The sequence below is a fragment of the Streptomyces sp. NPDC127092 genome (genome assembly GCF_042722475.1).
Lineage (GTDB): Bacteria > Actinomycetota > Actinomycetes > Streptomycetales > Streptomycetaceae > Streptomyces.
Map to the genome: position 1 here is coordinate 44,911 of NZ_JBHXFE010000026.1, position 16,067 is coordinate 60,977.

The 16,067-nt window shown below is 72.9% G+C and carries 18 protein-coding genes; 10 read left to right on the forward strand and 8 right to left on the reverse strand.

Features of this window, described 5'->3' with window-relative positions:
• Positions 1-189: 189 nt before the first annotated feature.
• Both ACFWJO_RS21915 and ACFWJO_RS21920 read right to left on the reverse strand, forming a co-directional pair.
• Complete coding sequence (locus ACFWJO_RS21915; RefSeq protein WP_386867487.1) at positions 190-552, reverse strand: hypothetical protein; 363 nt, start codon at positions 550-552, stop codon at positions 190-192.
• A 255-nt stretch (positions 553-807) separates the two neighbouring features.
• Positions 808-1,344 carry a DUF5994 family protein gene (locus ACFWJO_RS21920; RefSeq protein ID WP_386867489.1) on the reverse strand — a complete coding sequence of 179 codons (537 nt, stop codon included), beginning with the start codon at positions 1,342-1,344 and terminating at the stop codon, positions 808-810.
• Positions 1,345-1,593: 249 nt separating this feature from the next.
• Between ACFWJO_RS21920 and ACFWJO_RS21925 the strand changes: the two genes are divergently transcribed.
• Entirely contained in the window at positions 1,594-1,866 is a 273-nt protein-coding gene (locus tag ACFWJO_RS21925) for a hypothetical protein (protein ID WP_386867491.1), read from the forward strand.
• A 328-nt stretch (positions 1,867-2,194) separates the two neighbouring features.
• Here the strand turns inward: ACFWJO_RS21925 and ACFWJO_RS21930 are convergent, their stop codons facing one another.
• A complete protein-coding gene (locus tag ACFWJO_RS21930) occupies positions 2,195-4,390 on the reverse strand; it encodes an MMPL family transporter (protein WP_386867493.1) in 2,196 nt (731 codons plus the stop codon).
• Positions 4,391-4,415: 25 nt separating this feature from the next.
• The gene (locus ACFWJO_RS21935) at positions 4,416-4,838 is read right to left on the reverse strand and encodes a DUF6223 family protein (RefSeq protein WP_386867495.1); all 423 of its coding nucleotides are present in this window, start codon (positions 4,836-4,838) and stop codon (positions 4,416-4,418) included.
• 227 nt (positions 4,839-5,065) lie between these two features.
• On the opposite strand from ACFWJO_RS21935, the gene ACFWJO_RS21940 reads away from it, so the two are divergent.
• From ACFWJO_RS21940 to ACFWJO_RS21975, 8 genes are all read left to right on the forward strand, one after another.
• A complete protein-coding gene (locus ACFWJO_RS21940; protein ID WP_386867497.1) occupies positions 5,066-6,193 on the forward strand; it encodes a sensor histidine kinase in 1,128 nt (375 codons plus the stop codon).
• A complete protein-coding gene (locus ACFWJO_RS21945) occupies positions 6,190-6,852 on the forward strand; it encodes a response regulator (RefSeq protein ID WP_386867499.1) in 663 nt (220 codons plus the stop codon). Before ACFWJO_RS21940 ends, ACFWJO_RS21945 begins: the two co-directional genes overlap by 4 nt.
• Positions 6,853-6,959: 107 nt before the next feature.
• Positions 6,960-7,619 carry an SMI1/KNR4 family protein gene (locus ACFWJO_RS21950; protein ID WP_386867501.1) on the forward strand — a complete coding sequence of 220 codons (660 nt, stop codon included), beginning with the start codon at positions 6,960-6,962 and terminating at the stop codon, positions 7,617-7,619.
• 375 nt (positions 7,620-7,994) lie between these two features.
• Positions 7,995-8,198, forward strand: a complete 204-nt coding sequence (locus tag ACFWJO_RS21955) for a cold-shock protein (RefSeq protein WP_384411592.1) — start codon at positions 7,995-7,997, stop codon at positions 8,196-8,198.
• A 448-nt stretch (positions 8,199-8,646) separates the two neighbouring features.
• On the forward strand, positions 8,647-8,913 hold the full coding sequence (locus ACFWJO_RS21960) for a CBS domain-containing protein (RefSeq protein ID WP_386867503.1): 267 nt from the start codon (positions 8,647-8,649) through the stop codon (positions 8,911-8,913).
• A 64-nt stretch (positions 8,914-8,977) separates the two neighbouring features.
• A complete protein-coding gene (locus tag ACFWJO_RS21965) occupies positions 8,978-9,286 on the forward strand; it encodes an SCO5918 family protein (RefSeq protein ID WP_386867505.1) in 309 nt (102 codons plus the stop codon).
• Between the two features lie 314 nt (positions 9,287-9,600).
• Entirely contained in the window at positions 9,601-9,939 is a 339-nt protein-coding gene (locus ACFWJO_RS21970; protein ID WP_386867507.1) for a MerR family transcriptional regulator, read from the forward strand.
• A 131-nt stretch (positions 9,940-10,070) separates the two neighbouring features.
• Positions 10,071-11,315, forward strand: coding sequence for a glycosyltransferase (locus tag ACFWJO_RS21975; protein WP_386867509.1), 1,245 nt, complete (start codon positions 10,071-10,073; stop codon positions 11,313-11,315).
• Between the two features lie 25 nt (positions 11,316-11,340).
• Here ACFWJO_RS21975 and ACFWJO_RS21980 read toward each other — a convergent pair whose 3' ends face one another.
• Positions 11,341-11,553, reverse strand: a complete 213-nt coding sequence (locus ACFWJO_RS21980) for a DUF4287 domain-containing protein (protein WP_385690504.1) — start codon at positions 11,551-11,553, stop codon at positions 11,341-11,343.
• A gap of 226 nt (positions 11,554-11,779) precedes the next feature.
• Here ACFWJO_RS21980 and ACFWJO_RS21985 point away from each other — a divergent pair, with 226 nt between their 5' ends.
• Positions 11,780-12,676 carry a hypothetical protein gene (locus tag ACFWJO_RS21985; RefSeq protein WP_386867512.1) on the forward strand — a complete coding sequence of 299 codons (897 nt, stop codon included), beginning with the start codon at positions 11,780-11,782 and terminating at the stop codon, positions 12,674-12,676.
• A gap of 83 nt (positions 12,677-12,759) precedes the next feature.
• Here ACFWJO_RS21985 and ACFWJO_RS21990 read toward each other — a convergent pair whose 3' ends face one another.
• The 3 genes from ACFWJO_RS21990 to ACFWJO_RS22000 form a co-directional block, all read right to left on the reverse strand.
• On the reverse strand, positions 12,760-13,302 hold the full coding sequence (locus tag ACFWJO_RS21990) for a GNAT family N-acetyltransferase (RefSeq protein WP_386867513.1): 543 nt from the start codon (positions 13,300-13,302) through the stop codon (positions 12,760-12,762).
• Positions 13,303-13,784: 482 nt separating this feature from the next.
• Positions 13,785-14,630, reverse strand: a complete 846-nt coding sequence (locus ACFWJO_RS21995; RefSeq protein WP_386867515.1) for a YhjD/YihY/BrkB family envelope integrity protein — start codon at positions 14,628-14,630, stop codon at positions 13,785-13,787.
• An 86-nt stretch (positions 14,631-14,716) separates the two neighbouring features.
• Complete coding sequence (locus ACFWJO_RS22000) at positions 14,717-16,045, reverse strand: hypothetical protein (protein WP_386867517.1); 1,329 nt, start codon at positions 16,043-16,045, stop codon at positions 14,717-14,719.
• Between the last annotated feature and the right edge of the window lie 22 nt (positions 16,046-16,067).

Here is a 16,067-nt window from a genome sequence, read left to right on the forward strand (position 1 = left end):
CCGCCCCGTCCAGCCCTCCGGCCCACACGCCGCAGAACATCGGTCCACTGCTGCCTGGCGCCACCACTCCCGAACTCCATGACGTAGTCATGGGCGAGCAGGTGTGGGGCTCGCGCCCGCTCGCGGACCCCACACCTGCACCACAACGAGCCCGCTCAGACGTCGGCGGGCCGGATTCCCCTCGCGAGGTCAGTGATCGGAATAGCTGACGTCGCCCATGGTCCAAGCGCTGATGTCCGCGATCGAGACGCGGTACATCCCGCCCGTCTCCGGGATCCCGACCGCGCCCTGAAGAATCCGCGCCAGGTGGAAGTGCAGGTGTGTGGGCGGCCCGTCCTTCGCCACCGCGCCGGTTGCGAAGACGGCGGAGAACTCGGCCAGTCGTTCGGAGTCCGCCAAAACCTCCGAGACCCGCTGACGCCATGCCGCTTCGGGGGCCAGCCGCCCCGTGATGACAGCGCCCCCGGTGACGACGGTCAGGGACATTTGATTGCTCCGCCCGGACTCCACCAGCCTGGCGATGTCAACGAGCAGCTCGTCAGTCTTCGACATGAAAGCCGATCCTACGGGTCGCGTCGCCCGGTCCACAGGGTCGCTCTCACGGATGGGGACGGGCCGAACGGGGTTCACGCCGTAGACGAACAGGCCGCGACCGCCCAGATGCCGCAAGACCCGTACGGTGGCCGACGGGATAGCGACGTAGCACGTCGACCGCGCCTGCACAGGGGCCGTGCCACAACGTGCCGGTAGGGGAGCTCATGGCGCGGGTTCGCATTCCCGTCATCCGCTCTCGAACGAAGGCCCAGGTCAGAGACCTGGGGCGTCGTCGTTGTCCTGGGCGGTGCCGGTCGACGGGGCCCCGGTGTGGGGGAATTCGGCGAGGAGGATCTCGGAAGCCTGAGTGACGTTGTCGGCGCGGACGGCGCGGGCCATGGCGCTGCGGGCGGCCTCGGGCCCCGTGTCCGGCGGGACGACCATGAGGGAGAAGTGGTCGTTGCCGCCACGGGTGATGAGCACGGTGTCGTCCCCGACGGGGAAGGAGTCGAGGTGCACGACCTGGTCTCCGACGACCAGGCGGGTGGGGATGCCGTTCCAGGCCGAGGCGTCCAGTCCGACCCGGGTGATGGGCCCGAGGTGCTCGGACAGGGCGGTTACCAGCGGTGGGACCTCCCGCTCTACGTCACGCGAGCGCGGCCACCAGGCGCCGTCGAGGAGGCTCTGCCGGGACCCCGTCGTCTCCAGCCGGAGCAGCGCGGTTCCCGGGCCGACGGCCTGATGGACCTCGTCCGGCAGGAGGCGCGGGGGCGCGGGGACGTGGTGGGGGGAAGTGCCTGCGTCGGTCATGATCGGTCCGTCCGTCCTCGGGCGGCGCCGCTGCCGCCCGGACCGGTGCCACGGCGGACGCTGGGTCGGCGGGCGGGGCGACGGCCCCGTCCTTTCACCGTACTCCGGGAGGTCGCGGGGAAGAGCCGCTCCCCGCTGCGGAGCCGTTCGGCACCGTCGGTCTCGAACGTACCGTGGAGGTACGGAGGCCGACCCGGCCCGCTACGGGCGCTCGCCGGCGAGCCTCCCACAGGAAGGGACAGTGCAGCCTTGGACCGCAACGAGCCAGTAGCCGAAGCCCTGCCGCCGCCGGGGCACGCCGAAGTCCGCATCGTCGCCGCCACCCCGGACGCCGCCCGGACGGTCGCCGACATCCTCCGCCACTGCTTCGCCGGCAGCGAGCAGCGCAGCTACCCCGCCCCGGGCGGGGGCACCCGCCTCCACCTCACCGTCGACACCACACGACCCGCCGGGCCGGCCCGGTCCTGGCTGGCCACCAGCAGGCCCCCGAGCGGCACCGGGCCTCACTCCGAGGAGCCCTGACCGGCCAGCCGAAGCCGACGGATGTGCGGGCGGCCCCGGCCGTCGCGGAGCATCCTGGAAGCCGCATCCCGATGCCGTCGGATCCGGCTCCTCGGCGCCGGCTCGCCCAGTCCATTTCTGTTCCGCGCGACATTCATACGCCTTCTGAATTGCTCTGCCCAGGTCCGTCCGGTCGTCGAATCGGGGCCAACCGCAGCGGTGCACGCTCCGCATGCCGGGACACTCGACAACCTGTCCGTATGCAAAGAGCCGACCCCGAGCGCTGGCGAAGGCCCTGGTCAAGGGCCAGGGCCTTCGCCGGTGTTCGGGTCTCTCCAGGCCCCGGCCCTCAGGCGTTGGCCTCTTCCCTCGTTGCGGTCGGTGCGGGCGCGGGGGGTTTGCGGGTTCGGCGGCCGGGGAGCCACCAGTTGGCCTTGCCGCACAGTTCCATCACCGCCGGGACGAAGACCATGCGGACGATGGTCGCGTCGATGAGCACGGCGACGGCCATGCCCAGGCCGCCCTGCTTGACGGCGACGTCGGGGCCGAGCAGTGAGGTGGTGAAGACGGCGATCATGATGGCGGCCGCGGCCGTGATCACCTTGGCGGTCCGCGCGAGTCCGGTCGCGACGGCCGTGCGGGTGTCGCCGGTCCGCTCGTACTCCTCGCGGACCCGCGAGATCAGGAAGACTTGGTAGTCCATCGACAGGCCGAACAGGACCGGGAACATCATCATCGGCACCCAGGTCGTGACGGGCATGGCGGCGGGGAAGCCGAGGGCCGTGCCGAGCCAGCCCCACTGCACGACCGCCACCAGCACACCGTAGGCGGCGCCGATCGACAGCAGGTTCATCACGGCGGCCTGCAGGGCGATCGTGACCGACCGGACCAGGGCGATCAGCAGCACCATGGACATCGCGACGACGACGACGATCATCAGGGGCAGGCGGGAGCCGGACTCCTCGGCGGTGTCGATGGTGCCGGCGTTCGGTCCGCCGACGAGGACCCCTTCGCCGCCGGGTGTGCTGGGCAGCACGTCGTCGCGGAGCCTGTGGACCAGGTCCGTGGTCGCCTCGTCCTGGTACCCGGTCGTGGGGAAGGCGACGAAGGTGACGGCCTTCCCGTCCTCACTCACCCGGGGCGGCGTCGCGTGGGCGATGCCCTCGGTCCTGCCGACCGCTTCGACGACGGGAGCCAGATCGGCGTCCCCGGAGCCGGTTTCGACGGCGAAGACCAGGGGTGCGCCGTAGCCCGGGCCGAAGCCCTCGGAGAGGATCTCGTACGAGAGGTAGCTGCTCCGGTCGCGGGGCTGGACGCTGGCGTCGGGCTGGCTCAGCCGCATCGACAGCGTGGGGACGGCGAGCAGCAGCAGGGCCCCGCCGGCCAGGAGCGCGGCGACCAGCGGCCTGCGCTGCACCGCACCGGCCCAGCGCTCGGCGGGCGTACGGCGCTTCCGGGACGGTGCGCCGGTGGACGGTGCAGCGGTGGAACGGTCCCGGCGGGACACGCGGCGAGGCAGGCGCAGCGAGTCGATGCGGTGCCCGGTGAAGCCCAGGAGCGCGGGCAGCAGCGTCAGGGCGGCGATCATCGTGACGAGCACCGTGATCGACGTGGCGACGGCCAGCCCGGTCATCAGCCGCTGGCCCATCACGAGCAGGCCCATCAGCGCGATCACCACGGTCGTGCCGGCGAACAGCACCGCGTGACCCGCGGTGGCGATGGCCCTGACCGTGGCGCTCTCGGGGTCGTCACCGTCCCCGAGGCCGTCCTTGTAGCGGGTCACGATGAAGAGCGCGTAGTCGATGCCGACGCCGAGCCCGATCATCGCGCCGAAGGTCAGCGCGAAGTTCGGCGCGGGGACCAGGTGCCCCACCACCTTCATCAGGGCCAGACCGCCCACGATGGCCAGGAGGGCGGTCGCGATCGGCAGGCCCATCGCCACCAATGATCCGAACGCGACGAACAGGATCACGGCCGCCGCCAGGAGGCCCACGCTCTCGGCCGGGCCCTGCGGGGGCGTCTCGGCCTTCTCCGCCATGTACCCGCCCAGCGCGAGCGTGACGTGGTCGCCGGAGGCTTCCCTGACCCTGTCCACCAGCGGCTTCACCTCGCTCTTCTCCACCCCCTTGTCGCTCAGCGGGATGGCCGTACGCGCGATGCGACGGTCCTTCGTCACCAGGCTCTCGTCCTGATACGGCGACGTCACCGGCCCGGTCACGGGCGAGTCGGCGAGATCGGCGAGGACGTTCTCGATCCGCTGCCTGGCCGCGGGATCGTCGATCCCCTTCTCGGCCCTGATCGCGAGGGTCAGCCTGTCCCCTTGCTCCTCGGGGAAGTGCTTCTCCATCAGCTGCTGCGCCCTGGCCGACGGCGAGTCTCCTCCGGAGAAGTCGTTGTCGGGGGCGGCGCCGTAGCCGAATCCGGCGAACGCCACGGCGATCACCCCGACGATCCAGCCCAGCAGGACCAGGCGGCGGCGCCGGAAACAGAAGCGGCCCAGTCTCGCCAGCGTCCCGCCCGTGGGTGCGGTTCCGGTCGCCATCATCGGCTCCTCACCTCCCGTCCCTCCTTCACGCGGACGCGCGCACGTCGGCGGAGCGGCCGGCCGGCCGGCCGGCGCGGCGGGAGCGGACCAGGGCCAGCCGGCCGAGGACCACGGCGATCAGCCCCAGCACCAGGGCCACGGCGCCACCGAGCACTCCGTTGCCGGTGCCGGGACCGCCGTCGGCGACGGCCAGGTTCACCGCGCCGACGGCCATGCCGATCGCCCCGGCCACCAGGGCCGCGAGGGCGCCCCTCTTACCGCTGCCGCGGCCGATCCGGCCGGTGGAGCGGGCCAGGGACAGCCCGCCGACGACCACGCCGGCCAGCGCCACCACCGCGCCCGTGGTGCCCACGAGCCGCCCGGTGGTCAGGTCGTAGGCATCGGCGGCGAACAACTGGACCGAGGCCTGCGCGGCCGCGGGTGCGGCAAGCACGTGACGGACGGACATGAGGTGCTCCTTCTCCTCGTACGACTCCTGCTCCTGGATGTGGCCCGATCCTGTCCGCGGGACCTGCCTCCGGTCGTCCCGCGTACGGACGCACTTCGCGCTGCCGCCGGTGCCGTACGCGGCTACCGCGGACGCGGCAGGAGCGGCGCGGGTACCGCGGACGCGGTAGGCGGCCGGTCGTCCACGAGCCGGATCCGCCCGCGGCGCCCGCTGGCTAAGGTGCGCCCATGGGCATACGACGGTTCGCTGTACCGGCCTGGGTCGGGGACGTGGTGATCGCCGTGGGCGTGGCGGCGCTGATGCTGGGCGACGGCTGGTCCGGGGAGCACCTCGGCACGGGGCCCGCCCCGCTCGGCTACGCGCTGCTCGCGGCCGGCGGCCTCGCGCTGGCCGCGCGCCGCAGGGCTCCGGTCGCCGTCCTGGCCGTCACCGGGCTGTGCGCGGTGGGCTACCAGGCGGCCGGGTTCGACGTGCTCGCCGTCGCGTACCTGGTCGCGGTGTACGGCGCGGTGCGGGCCGGGTTCCGTGCCGTGGCGGTGACGGCGTCCCTGACCATGCTGGCGGCCCTCCAGCTCACGGCGCTGGCCCTGCGCGACGGGCCCGTGGGCGAGGTGTCGGTGCAGGCCCGCGGCACCCTGGAGATCGCCTGGCTCGTCGCCGCGTTCGCCGCGGGAGAGGCGTTGCGGCAGGCGGAGCAGCGGGCGGAGGAGGCCGAGCGCACCCGGGAGGAGACCGCGCGGCGCCGCGCCGACGAGGAACGGCTGCACATCGCCCGCGAACTGCACGACTCGCTCACCCACCAGATCTCCGTCATCAAGGTGCAGTCCGAGGTCGCCGTCCACGTGGCCCGCAGGCGCGGCGAGCGGGTGCCGGAGGCGCTGCTGGCGATCCAGGAGGCCGGGCGGGAGGCGAGCCGGGAGCTGCGCGCGACCCTGGAGGCCCTGCGCGACGACGGCACCGCCCCGCCGCGCGGGCTCGCCGACGTACCGGAACTGGTGGAGCGGGCCGGCAGGACCGGTCTGGAGGCGACGCTGACGATCGAGGGCGAGCGGCACGACGTGCCGGCCGCGGTGGGCCGGACCGCCTACCGGATCGTTCAGGAGTCGCTGACCAACATCGTCCGGCACGCCGCCGCCACCACGGCGTCGGTCCGGATCGACTACCGGCCCGACGCCCTCGCCCTGCGCATCGACGACGACGGGCGGGCCACGCCGGAAACCACTCCCGTGCCCGGTGTGGGGCTGCTCGGCATGCGCGAACGCGTCACCGCCCTCGGCGGCGTCCTGCTGGCCGCACCGCGCGGCGAAGGCGGCTTCACCGTCCGGGCCGAACTCCCCGTGGAGCGAACGTCGTGATCCGAGTCCTGCTGGTCGACGACCAGCCGCTGATCCGCAGCGGATTCCGCGCACTCCTCGACCTCGAGGACGACATCGAGGTGGTGGCCGAGGCCGCCGACGGCGAGGAGGGCCTGGAACTCGCCAGGAAACACCTGCCCGACATCGCGCTCGTCGACATCCAGATGCCGGTCGTCGACGGCATCGAGGCGACCCGGCGCATCGCCGCGGACCCGGCCCTGGCCGGGGTGCACGTCGTCATCCTGACCAACTACGGCATGGACGAGTACGTCTTCGACGCGCTGCGCGCCGGCGCCGCGGGATTCCTCGTCAAGGACATCGTCCCGGACGACTTCCTGCACGCCGTCCGCGTGGCCGCGCGCGGCGACGCCCTGCTCGCGCCCTCGATCACCCGCAAGCTGATCGACAGGTACGTGTCCCGGCCGCTCGACACCGGGACCGCGGCGGGGCTCGAAGAGCTGACCGGCCGCGAACGCGAGGCCGTCGCCCTCGTGGCACGGGGCCTGTCCAACGACGAGATCGCCGACCACATGGTGATCAGCCCGATGACGGTGAAGACCCACGTCAACCGGGCGATGACCAAACTCCACGCCCGCGACCGAGCCCAACTCGTGGTCCTGGCCTACGAATCGGGCCTGGTCGTCCCGCGCGCCTCCTGACCCCTGGGAGGGCCGCCGGCCACGGCGGAGGACCGCGTGCGCCGGGCGATGGGGCTCCGCGGACAAACCATGTGCCGGTGCGGTGCGTGTCTCACTAGCGTGGGCCCATGCATGAGGTCACGTGGTCGGGTGTGCGGGAGCGGGTTCTCCGGCTCGGCGAACTCCCCGGAGCAGAAAAGGTCTTCGGCGCGCGGGGGCATGGCTTCCGCCTCGGTCCGGTCATGGGCGAGGAGCAGCTCCGGGCGCTGGAGGCGGAGCTAAGCGTCGGTCTGCCCGAGCAGTACCGGAGCTTCCTCCTCCAAGTCGGAGCAGGGGGAGCCGGCCCCGACTACGGCCTGATGACACCGTCCTTGGGCGACGGCGGGTGGCAGTGGCGCGGCATCGGGCTCGCGTACTCCGCCCGGCCGACCACCGCCGCGTTCGCCGGGCGGCCCTTCGTGGCCGAGGTTCTGCAGGGTGAGCTCGACGCGCTCGACACCCAGGAGCCCGAGAGGGACGCCTTCGCGTCCGACGAGGAGTTCCGCCGTGCTCACGCGGCCTGGGACGCGCGCTACGAGGAGCTGTACGACGCGCAGGAGGCGGGGGCGGTGTTCCTCGGCGAGAAGGGATGCGGCTATACGTCGCTGCTGGTGATGACGGGCCCGCACCGGGGTGCCGTCTGGGAGGATCTGAGACCGGCGGACGGAGGGATCGAGCCGACCGGGCAGGACTTCGCCCCCTGGTACCGAGGCTGGCTCGAGCGCGTCGAGCAACAGCTCGACGTCTGACGGGGTGACGACGACGCGGGACTGCGCGTCCGCGCGTCCGCGCGTCCGGCCGTCCAGGGGGGGGCCGATCGTGGCGCCGTCACGCCCGCGGGCGTGGCGATATCTACTCGCGCCGGATGAGAATTCGGCAGACGACGCCGCGAGAATTACTGCCGCTCAAAAGGAGCGGAGATATTCCGCCGACTTTCGGAACGGTGTCGTGCTACTGTCGATTTCAGTTGCAGTTGTGGTTCCCGAAACTTCAGGTGCCCCCGACGGCCCTCAGGGCGGCGGGAGTGCTTTTTTTCGTCTCCGGATTCTCCGGCGGGGCAATCATCACAGCGACATGGTTTCCGCGCAGTGCGGACGCCGATGATCCCTCGAAGGAGATACGACATGAGCACCGGTACCGTGAAGTGGTTCAACGCGGAAAAGGGCTTCGGCTTCATCCAGCAGGACGGCGGCGGCCCCGACGTCTTCGCCCACTTCTCGAACATCGCCGCCCAGGGCTTCCGCGAGCTGCAGGAAGGCCAGAAGGTCAGCTTCGACATCGCGCAGGGCCAGAAGGGCCCGACGGCCGAGAACATCGTCGCTGCCTGATCCAGGCGCACACTCCGCAGCTGGGGCCCGCATCCTTCGGGGTGCGGGCCCCAGCTGCGTACGCACCACCTACCGGAATCCCGCCGAGCGAATCCGGCCGATCCCGTACCCGCCACGGCCCGGACATCATCTCTCCTCGTCGCGCCGCCTCCTCCGCCGAGCACGCCCTCCCGGGCCTTTCCGGCAGTTCAGCTTTCATGCCCCATTCGAAGCCGTCGGGAAATATCTGGTTCCGTTCCTTCGTCGCGGACATTCCCTGATGCGCCTCTCACCGAGGAAGGCTCCGCATGAACAGCGCACACCCGAACGGCCGTCCTTCCGCCCCGGACGACCGGGACTCCGCCTCCCGCCGGCATCAGAGGGCCCTCCCCTCCACGGACAGCCCCGCAGTGGCGCCGGAGCCGGCACCTCGGTCCTCCCCTTCCCCTTCTCCGACCAGGAGCCGCTCGTGACAGCGACGCAGACACCACCACCCCACCGCCCGTCCACCCCGGCCATGGCCGAACCGCACGTCTGGGCGGACATGACCGTCGAGGTCGCCCTCGCGGTCATGCAGGGAGCCCGTACCGCACGCCTGATCATCCGTGACGCCGACGGCCGGCGCACCGGCGTCATCACCCGGGCCCAGCTCACCGGCTTCCGCGCCAGCCCCGCGTACACCGACCGGGTGCGCCTGCGCGAACTCGGTCCGACGGACACCACACCCCGCTCGTGACCGCCCGCTGCCGGCACGACCACCCCGCCGCTCACCTTCCCTTCCTCTCCTCCTGTGAGGTCCCATGCGCTGCGTGATCGCCCGTTTCCCGTTCGAGCTGACGAAGAGCGATGTCCTGGAAGCGATGAAGGGCGTCAAGCCCGAACCCGTGTCCGGCGCGTTCGTGCGCATCAGACGCCGTGATTACCCCGCCAAGCAGGTCGGCGCGGTCGTCACCCGACAGGACCGCCGTGACTTCGGCGTCGGCGAGGTCGTTCGGGCCATGACCCGGCTCGGCTTCACGTGCGGCACCGGCACGGCCGTCGCCCCCTCGGCCACCGCCAGCCCGGTCCAGCGGGCGTCGGCACTCCTGGGCACGCCGCCAGCTGTCTGACGGCCTAAGAGCCGGCGGCGGGGGCCCAGTTGGCCGGGTCCGCCGTCCGCCTGTCCGGCCGCTCGTCCGTCCGTCTTCCGTCTGCCTCCGTCCGACTGGACGTCCGCCTTCCGTCCGCCTTCCGTCCGCCTGGCCGTCCGCCCTCTGACCGTCGCCCGGCCGTCTCCCGGCCCGCCTCCGATCGAGGACGATTCCCCTTCCCCCTCTCCAGCCGTCAGGAGCGCCGGTATCGGCGCCCCGGGCGGCGGCGTTACGCTCGGTGAACGTGCCGGAACGCCGGCCCGCGCACCGGAAGGTTCGACGGAGAGGTGAGAATGACATCAGACGATCCGCTCGGCCGTCTCGACGACGACGACTACCCCGCCTACACGATGGGCCGGGCCGCCGAGATGATCGGTACCACGCCCGGTTTCCTCCGCGCCCTGGGAGAAGCCCGGCTGATCACCCCGCTCCGCTCCGAGGGCGGCCACCGCCGCTACTCCCGCTACCAGCTGCGTATCGCCGCCCGCGCTCGCGAACTCGTCGACCAGGGCACCCCCATCGAGGCCGCCTGCCGCATCATCGCCCTCGAGGACCAGCTGGAGGAAGCCCAGCGCATCAACGCCGAGTACCGCCGCGCGGCGGGCGAACTCCCCCCTCCGGAAGCCGACTGAACCGAGCCCCGTCGTCCGTCTTCACATAGGCTGCGTCCCGCGACGTCAGCCGCGTCGTCGTCCTGGATGGTGCCGACCGGCGGCGCTGCGGGCCCGACGAGATCCTCGGCACCGGAAGGGAAGACCGCGCCATGCGCATTCTGATCGTCACCGCCGGTTCACGGGGCGACGTCGCGCCCTTCACGGGGCTGGGGCGGCGCCTGTCGGACGCCGGGCACCAGGTGGCCGTCGCGGCTCACGCGTCCTTCGCCGGGCTCATCGGCGCGTGCGGTCTCGGGTTCCGGCCCGTGCCCGGGGATCCGCAGGGGCTGATCCGGGACTGGGCGCGGGCGGGGTCGCGGGAGGAGGCGCGGGCGCTCACGAGGGCGTACGCGGAGGGGCTCGCCGACGGGGTCGCGGAGGCCGTCGCAGGCGGCGCCGACCTGCTGCTCACGCCCTTCGGTCCGGCGCCGCTCAGCAGGACGGCCGGCGAGGCGTACGGCATCCCCGTCGTCGGCACCTATCTCGTACCGGCGTTCGCCACCGGACGGTTCGCACTGCCGAACGCGGACGCGAACGCGAACGGCGCCGGCGGCGCGGGCCCCGGCCAGGAGCCGGAAGCCAACCTCGCCGCGGGCCGGGACGTGCTGCGGCGCGCGGACGCGGCCCTCGCGGGCGCCGCGACCCGGCTGCGTGCCCTCCTCGGGCTGCCCGACGGTACGCCGTCCGCGCCGGCGGACATCCGGCCGGTGTTCCACGGCTACAGCCCGCTGGTGGTGCCGCGCCCCGACGACTGGCCGTCCGGGGTCGAGGTGACGGGCTACTGGTGGCCCGCGCGGCCGGACGGCTGGCAACCCCCGCCCGAACTGGTCGACTTCCTCCAGGCCGGTCCACCCCCGGTGTTCGTCGGCTTCGGCAGCATGGCCCCGGGCGAGGGCGAACGGCTCGGTGAGCTGGTCGCCGCAGCGGTGCGGCGGGCGGGCGTCCGCGTGGTGGTGCAGGCGGGGTGGGCCGAGCTGAGCGGCCAGGGCGACGACGTCCTGGCCGTCGGCGACGTCCCGCACGACTGGCTGTTCCCCCGCACCGCCGCCGTCGTCCACCACGCCGGGGCCGGCACCACCGGGGCCGGACTGCGCGCCGGAGTGCCCGCCGTGCCCGTCCCGGTCATGGCCGACCAGCCCTTCTGGGCCTCTCGGTTGCACGACCTGGGTGTCGCTCCCCGGCCCCTGCCGTTCCGGGACCTCACCGCCGAGAACCTCGGCGACGCGATCACGGCCTGCCTGTCCGAACCGGTCCACCGACGCCGCGCCGCGGAACTCGCCCGCGGCATCGCCGCGGAGGACGGCGCCGCTTCGCTGCTCGCGCACATCGACGGCTACTCGACCGGCGCCGGGTGAAGGCGCTCTTCCCCTCGCGGTCTCGTCACCGGCCGCTGTCCTCCGCAAGGGTGTGGGCCACGAGGGCGTTGGCGTGGCCGTGGCCCAGACCGTGTTCGGACTTGAGCCAGGTCACGAGCTCCATGTGCTTCGTCAGCGGAGAGGAACGGACCAGGTCCTTCCATTCGGCGATCGGGCGGCCGTACTTCTTCTCGATGGACGGGAAGTAGCTGGCAGGGCCCTTCACAGCAGCGGTCATCGGTGCCTCCGTTTCGTCTTGCCGGCCGACGCCGGGACGGGAGGCCGCGTGCCGGGCGCGTCGCGGTCTTCCCTGCGTCGGTGGTGTCGTTCGTTCCTATGACCGACGGCGGCGACGAAAGTCATCGCTCTCCTTGCGAGCGACGGAGGAGACGGAGGAGACGGAGGCATCGGAGGCGACGGACGCGCGGCCGGCTTGGCAGGAGGTGGTGCCGCATAATCCTCGCGTGAACCGGACTCCCGCACCCATATCCGCCGGCCCCGCTCCCCAGGGCGCCCCCGCCTGGCCGGTCGCCGACGCGGCGGCCTGGGCGGGCGCCCGGCACGGCTCGTGGGCGAGGCCCCTGTGGTCCGTCCTGGCGCTGCTGACGTCCGTCGCCGCCGCGATCGACCTGGAGCCGATGCCGGTGTGCAGCGAGGCGGCGCCGTGCGGTGCGGACTGGGTCGGCATGGTCCAGTCCGGTCTCGCCGTCGGGTTGCTGTACTGGTTCGCCCGGCTCCCCGAGCTCGCTCTCGTCGCCGCGCCGGTCCTTGCCGTCATCGTGGCGTGGGAGGAGCTTCCGGACTCCGGGTGGGCGTCCCGTTCGGCGAATCTGGCGGTCATCGCGGCCCTCGGCTTCGGCTGGGCGGCGGCGTGGGCCCGGCTGGCGGCCCGGCGGCGGCAGCAGGTCCTGGTCGGGCAGGCCGGGGCCGCCACCGTGGGGCACGGGTGGGTGAAGTCGACCGGTGCGGCGCCGGGGCGAGGGCGGCGGGGGCTCGTACCGATCGCGGTCGGGGCGGTGCTGTGTGCCGTGGCCGCCGGCGCGGTCGTCCTGGGCCTGCGCGGCGTGGGCGAGGACGAGCGGCAGGCCGCTCGGGCGGCCCGTACGGAGGCGGTGGTCCTCGGCCGTACGGACATGACGCTGAAGGTCCGTACCCATGACGGGCGTCGTCTCGCCGTCGACGCCCTGTTCCCGGAGGACTACCGCCTCGAGAGCACCGTGGTGGTGCTGGAGGACGGGCCGTGGCGGCGGCTGGCCGCCGAGCCGTACGACGCGTTCGACCGGCAGTTGACGGCCCTGGCCGCCGGACTGCCCGGGCTCTCGCTGCTGGCGACCGGGCTGCTCGCACGTCGACGGCCGTGAGCCGGTGCCCGCGTCGAAGGAGGCGTCCCTGAAAGTGCCTCAGAGGCGTGCCCGACGGCGTGGCCGTCGGCGTTCGGCCGTGGTCACGGCTTCGTCCACTCGTGTTCCAGGATCGAGTACGTGATCGAGTCCCGCCATGCCCCGCGTACGAACACGTGGTCGCGGATCCTGCCCTCCTCCGTCAGGCCCGCCCGCAGAAGGGTTCGTGCCGACGCCTCGTTGAGGGGTGCGCGGGCCGCCCAGATGCGGTGGAGGCCCAGTTCCTCGAAGCCGAGGGCGCAGAGCAGGCGGACCGTCTCCGTGCCCAGGCCCCTGCCCCATTCGGCCGGGTGCAGCGCGAAGCCGATGGTGGCCGCCCGCTGGGGTTCGGTCGCCAGGCGGGCGTAGCCGATCAGCCGGGGGTCGCCGAGCCGGGTGACGGCAAGGCAGTACTCGGTCCTCGGGGTGTCCTCGGCGGAGGCGACGGACCGGTCGACGATCGCCTGGACCTGCTCGGGGGTACGGGGCTCGAAGCTGAGGTGCCGGGTGGCCTCGGGGTCGCCGTAGACCGCCAGGAGCGCGTCGGTGTCCCCGGGTTCGATGTCGCGCAGGGCCAGGCGAGGGCCGGCCAGGTGGATCGGGGGCATGGGCGCGGAGCCTCCCTGCGGGGTCGTCGGTGCGGGCCGGTCCGCCGGACCCGACGGCACTTCGGGCGCCCGGAGTTCAGGCGCCGAGGTCATGGAAACCGATGCAGTCCGGGTCCTGAAGCGGACACGAGGGATGCGGTGTGCGGTCCGGCTCGGGTGCCGACGGTTCGGGATCCCAGTAGCCGGGACCCGGCGGCGGCGTCGCGAAGGACTCGCACGCGCAGTCGGCCGAGCAGGGGCCCGAGAAGCGGGGTGCGTCATGGCGGTAGCGCGGGTGGCCGCACCGGCATTCGTACGTCGCCCAGGTCATCCCCATACCGGCCACCCCCGCACGTCTGGGCACGTCTCCGCGCCGCCCTGTGCCTCCCCGTACGTCTCCGCGTCTCCGCACGTCTCCGTACGTCGCCGCAAGTCTCCGTACGTCTCCCGCGTCCACGATAGCGACGGGCGGGCGGAAGAGCGCCGTGCGTGCGGGCCCGGGTTCAGCGGTCCGCCTCCGTGGTCCTCCCGTCGGCGGCGGGCCGCGCGGTGTCACCGGGCACGGGCGTTCCCAGCCATCGGGGGAACCGGCCCGAGGACGCGACGACCTGGCCCACCGCCACGCAGACGACGATCACGCAGCCGCCCGCGATGAGCCAGGACAGGAACGTGAAGACGTAGCCGAGGGGACCGTAGTGCTCCTGGCTCTGCTCCAGCGCCTGCGGCATCACGAGGGGCGAGACGTAGCCGAAGGCCGTCGTCGCGACGCCCGCGAGCAGTGCGCCCGGCAGCAGGGGTGCCCAGCCGATCCGCGCGCCCAGCAGCAGGTGCTGGGTCCACCACCACAGCGCCACGGACGTCGCCACCGAGACCAGCACACCGACGGCCGTTCCGGCGCCGAAGCCGTGGCGGATCGCCGACTGGAAGACGATGACGGCCAGCCAGCCCAGGATCCACACCAGCCACCTCCAGGCCGTGAGGCGGGCGCTCCCCTTGGGCAGGTCCCAGCAGCGCTCGCAGACCTGCTGGAGCGCCCGGCTGAGTGCCGTCGCCGAGATCAGCACGACGACCACGCCGGCCACGCCGATGCTGCCCCTCAGCTGGCCGTTCGCGGTCAGCGCCTGCTCGACGGCGTCGGTCGGCACCTTCTCTCCCATGAAGGAGCGGACGGCGTCGACCAGGAGGTCCTCCACGCTCTGCGGCGCGAACGCGGCCACGACGATCAGCAGCGGCAGCGCCGCCAGGAACGTCTGGGCGGCCAGGCGCGCGGCGGCCTCCATCGTGTTCACGCGGGCCAGCCGGGTGACGACCCGGCCGACGACCGGCGTCCGCTGGAGCGCCCCGCTCAACGGGCCTCCCCGCTCAACCGGCCTCCCCACTGAACGGTCCCCTCGCTGCCTCCGGCATCTCCTCCGGCATCTCCTCCGGCGTCTCCTCAGGCATCGCCCTCCGGGCGGGGCGGCGCCAGACGCTCGGCGTCTGCCGTGGCGCGGCCGCTCGCCGCCAGGAGGGCGATCACCGCGAGGACGGCCAGCAGGATCAGTACCAGGAGCAGGATGGTGAGCGCCGTGGGGTGGTTCCAGAGCGCGAAGAGCAGCGCCACGATCAGCAGGGCTCCGAGCGTGATCCACCGCCGGTTCGCCTCCGTCCAGACCCCTGCCCGGCCGGTCCGCACGTGGTGGACGTATCCCCACGTGGCGGCGGAGTCCGCGGTGCGCTCCGCGACTCCCCGTACCGCGACGGGCAGTCGGCCGGGGCCGATCAGATAGGCGCCGAGGGCGATGACGACGCCGAGGACGATCGCCGTGCGCAGCGCGACCCGCAGGAAGTGCAGCAGGGTGTCGAACACGGACGCCGCGGCCGCCTCCGACTGGACCTGTGACGGGAGGTGGTCGAGGTAGTAGCGGCGGGCGACGACCAGGCCGATGACGACGACGAGGCAGGCGAAGGCGGCTCCCAGCGCCGTGCGGGCCAGCGCCCGCCGCCGCCTGTGCGCCAGCAGGACGCCCACGGCGCCGATCACGACGACGATCACGGGGAACCAGTTGCCCACCACGTCGAGCGCGTGCGCCAGGTCGCGGGTCTTGTCGAGCTTGTCGGACCGGAAAAGCACCATCTGCTTGTCGACGTCGGGGATCTTGCCGGCCGGTGCCACGCCGGCGTCCACCAGCTCCTCCTTGACGCGGTCCACGGCCTCGCCGATGTCGAGGGTGACCGTGCCGTCGTCCACGCCGACCGCGCCACGCCCCTGCCCGGTCAGCGCGTGCACGACGGCGCCGTGGGCCGCCCGGTTGGCGGTCGTCCAGACCGTTTCGAAGCGGTCGCTCTCCACGAAGCGGGTGGCGACTTTCTCGACGGCGCCGTCGACGGCCGAGTCGAGCTGGGGGCCGAGCTTCATCACCGCGTCCGCGGCGCGCGGCGGCAGCCCCTGGCTCTTCAGCCAGGCGGCGACGTCCGCCATGACCTGCGGACCGTCGACGCGTACGTCGGCCGCCTGGGTGATGCGGTGGACGGCCGCCGCCTCGATGTCGGGGTCGCTCGCCAGCGGGGCGACCGTCTCCACGTACCGGTCGGTGTCGAGGGCGATGTCGTGCACCCATACGGTGAGCAGCGCGACCGGCACCAGGACGCAGGTGAGCACCAGGAGGACCGCGGAGGAGACGACCCGTGCCCACCTGCCCGCCGCCGAGCCCGCCGGTTTCCCCTCAGCCGGTTTCCCCTCGGCCGGGCTCCCGTCCTCCGGCTTCCCGTCCTGGCTGCTCATGAGCGCTCCTGGGTCTGGGGTC

Bases quoted from the DNA above. Each gene is read 5' to 3' on its own strand.
- ACFWJO_RS21940 (WP_386867497.1), top strand. From the start codon at position 5,066: ATGGGCATACGACGGTTCGCTGTACCGGCCTGGGTCGGGGACGTGGTG.
- ACFWJO_RS21950 (WP_386867501.1), top strand. From the start codon at position 6,960: ATGCATGAGGTCACGTGGTCGGGTGTGCGGGAGCGGGTTCTCCGGCTC.
- ACFWJO_RS21930 (WP_386867493.1), bottom strand. From the start codon at position 4,390: ATGATGGCGACCGGAACCGCACCCACGGGCGGGACGCTGGCGAGACTG.
- ACFWJO_RS22000 (WP_386867517.1), bottom strand. From the start codon at position 16,045: ATGAGCAGCCAGGACGGGAAGCCGGAGGACGGGAGCCCGGCCGAGGGG.
- ACFWJO_RS21965 (WP_386867505.1), top strand. From the start codon at position 8,978: ATGCGCTGCGTGATCGCCCGTTTCCCGTTCGAGCTGACGAAGAGCGAT.
- ACFWJO_RS21955 (WP_384411592.1), top strand. From the start codon at position 7,995: ATGAGCACCGGTACCGTGAAGTGGTTCAACGCGGAAAAGGGCTTCGGC.
- ACFWJO_RS21970 (WP_386867507.1), top strand. From the start codon at position 9,601: ATGACATCAGACGATCCGCTCGGCCGTCTCGACGACGACGACTACCCC.
- ACFWJO_RS21915 (WP_386867487.1), bottom strand. From the start codon at position 552: ATGTCGAAGACTGACGAGCTGCTCGTTGACATCGCCAGGCTGGTGGAG.
- ACFWJO_RS21980 (WP_385690504.1), bottom strand. From the start codon at position 11,553: ATGACCGCTGCTGTGAAGGGCCCTGCCAGCTACTTCCCGTCCATCGAG.
- ACFWJO_RS21920 (WP_386867489.1), bottom strand. From the start codon at position 1,344: ATGACCGACGCAGGCACTTCCCCCCACCACGTCCCCGCGCCCCCGCGC.
- ACFWJO_RS21975 (WP_386867509.1), top strand. From the start codon at position 10,071: ATGCGCATTCTGATCGTCACCGCCGGTTCACGGGGCGACGTCGCGCCC.
- ACFWJO_RS21990 (WP_386867513.1), bottom strand. From the start codon at position 13,302: ATGCCCCCGATCCACCTGGCCGGCCCTCGCCTGGCCCTGCGCGACATC.
- ACFWJO_RS21935 (WP_386867495.1), bottom strand. From the start codon at position 4,838: ATGTCCGTCCGTCACGTGCTTGCCGCACCCGCGGCCGCGCAGGCCTCG.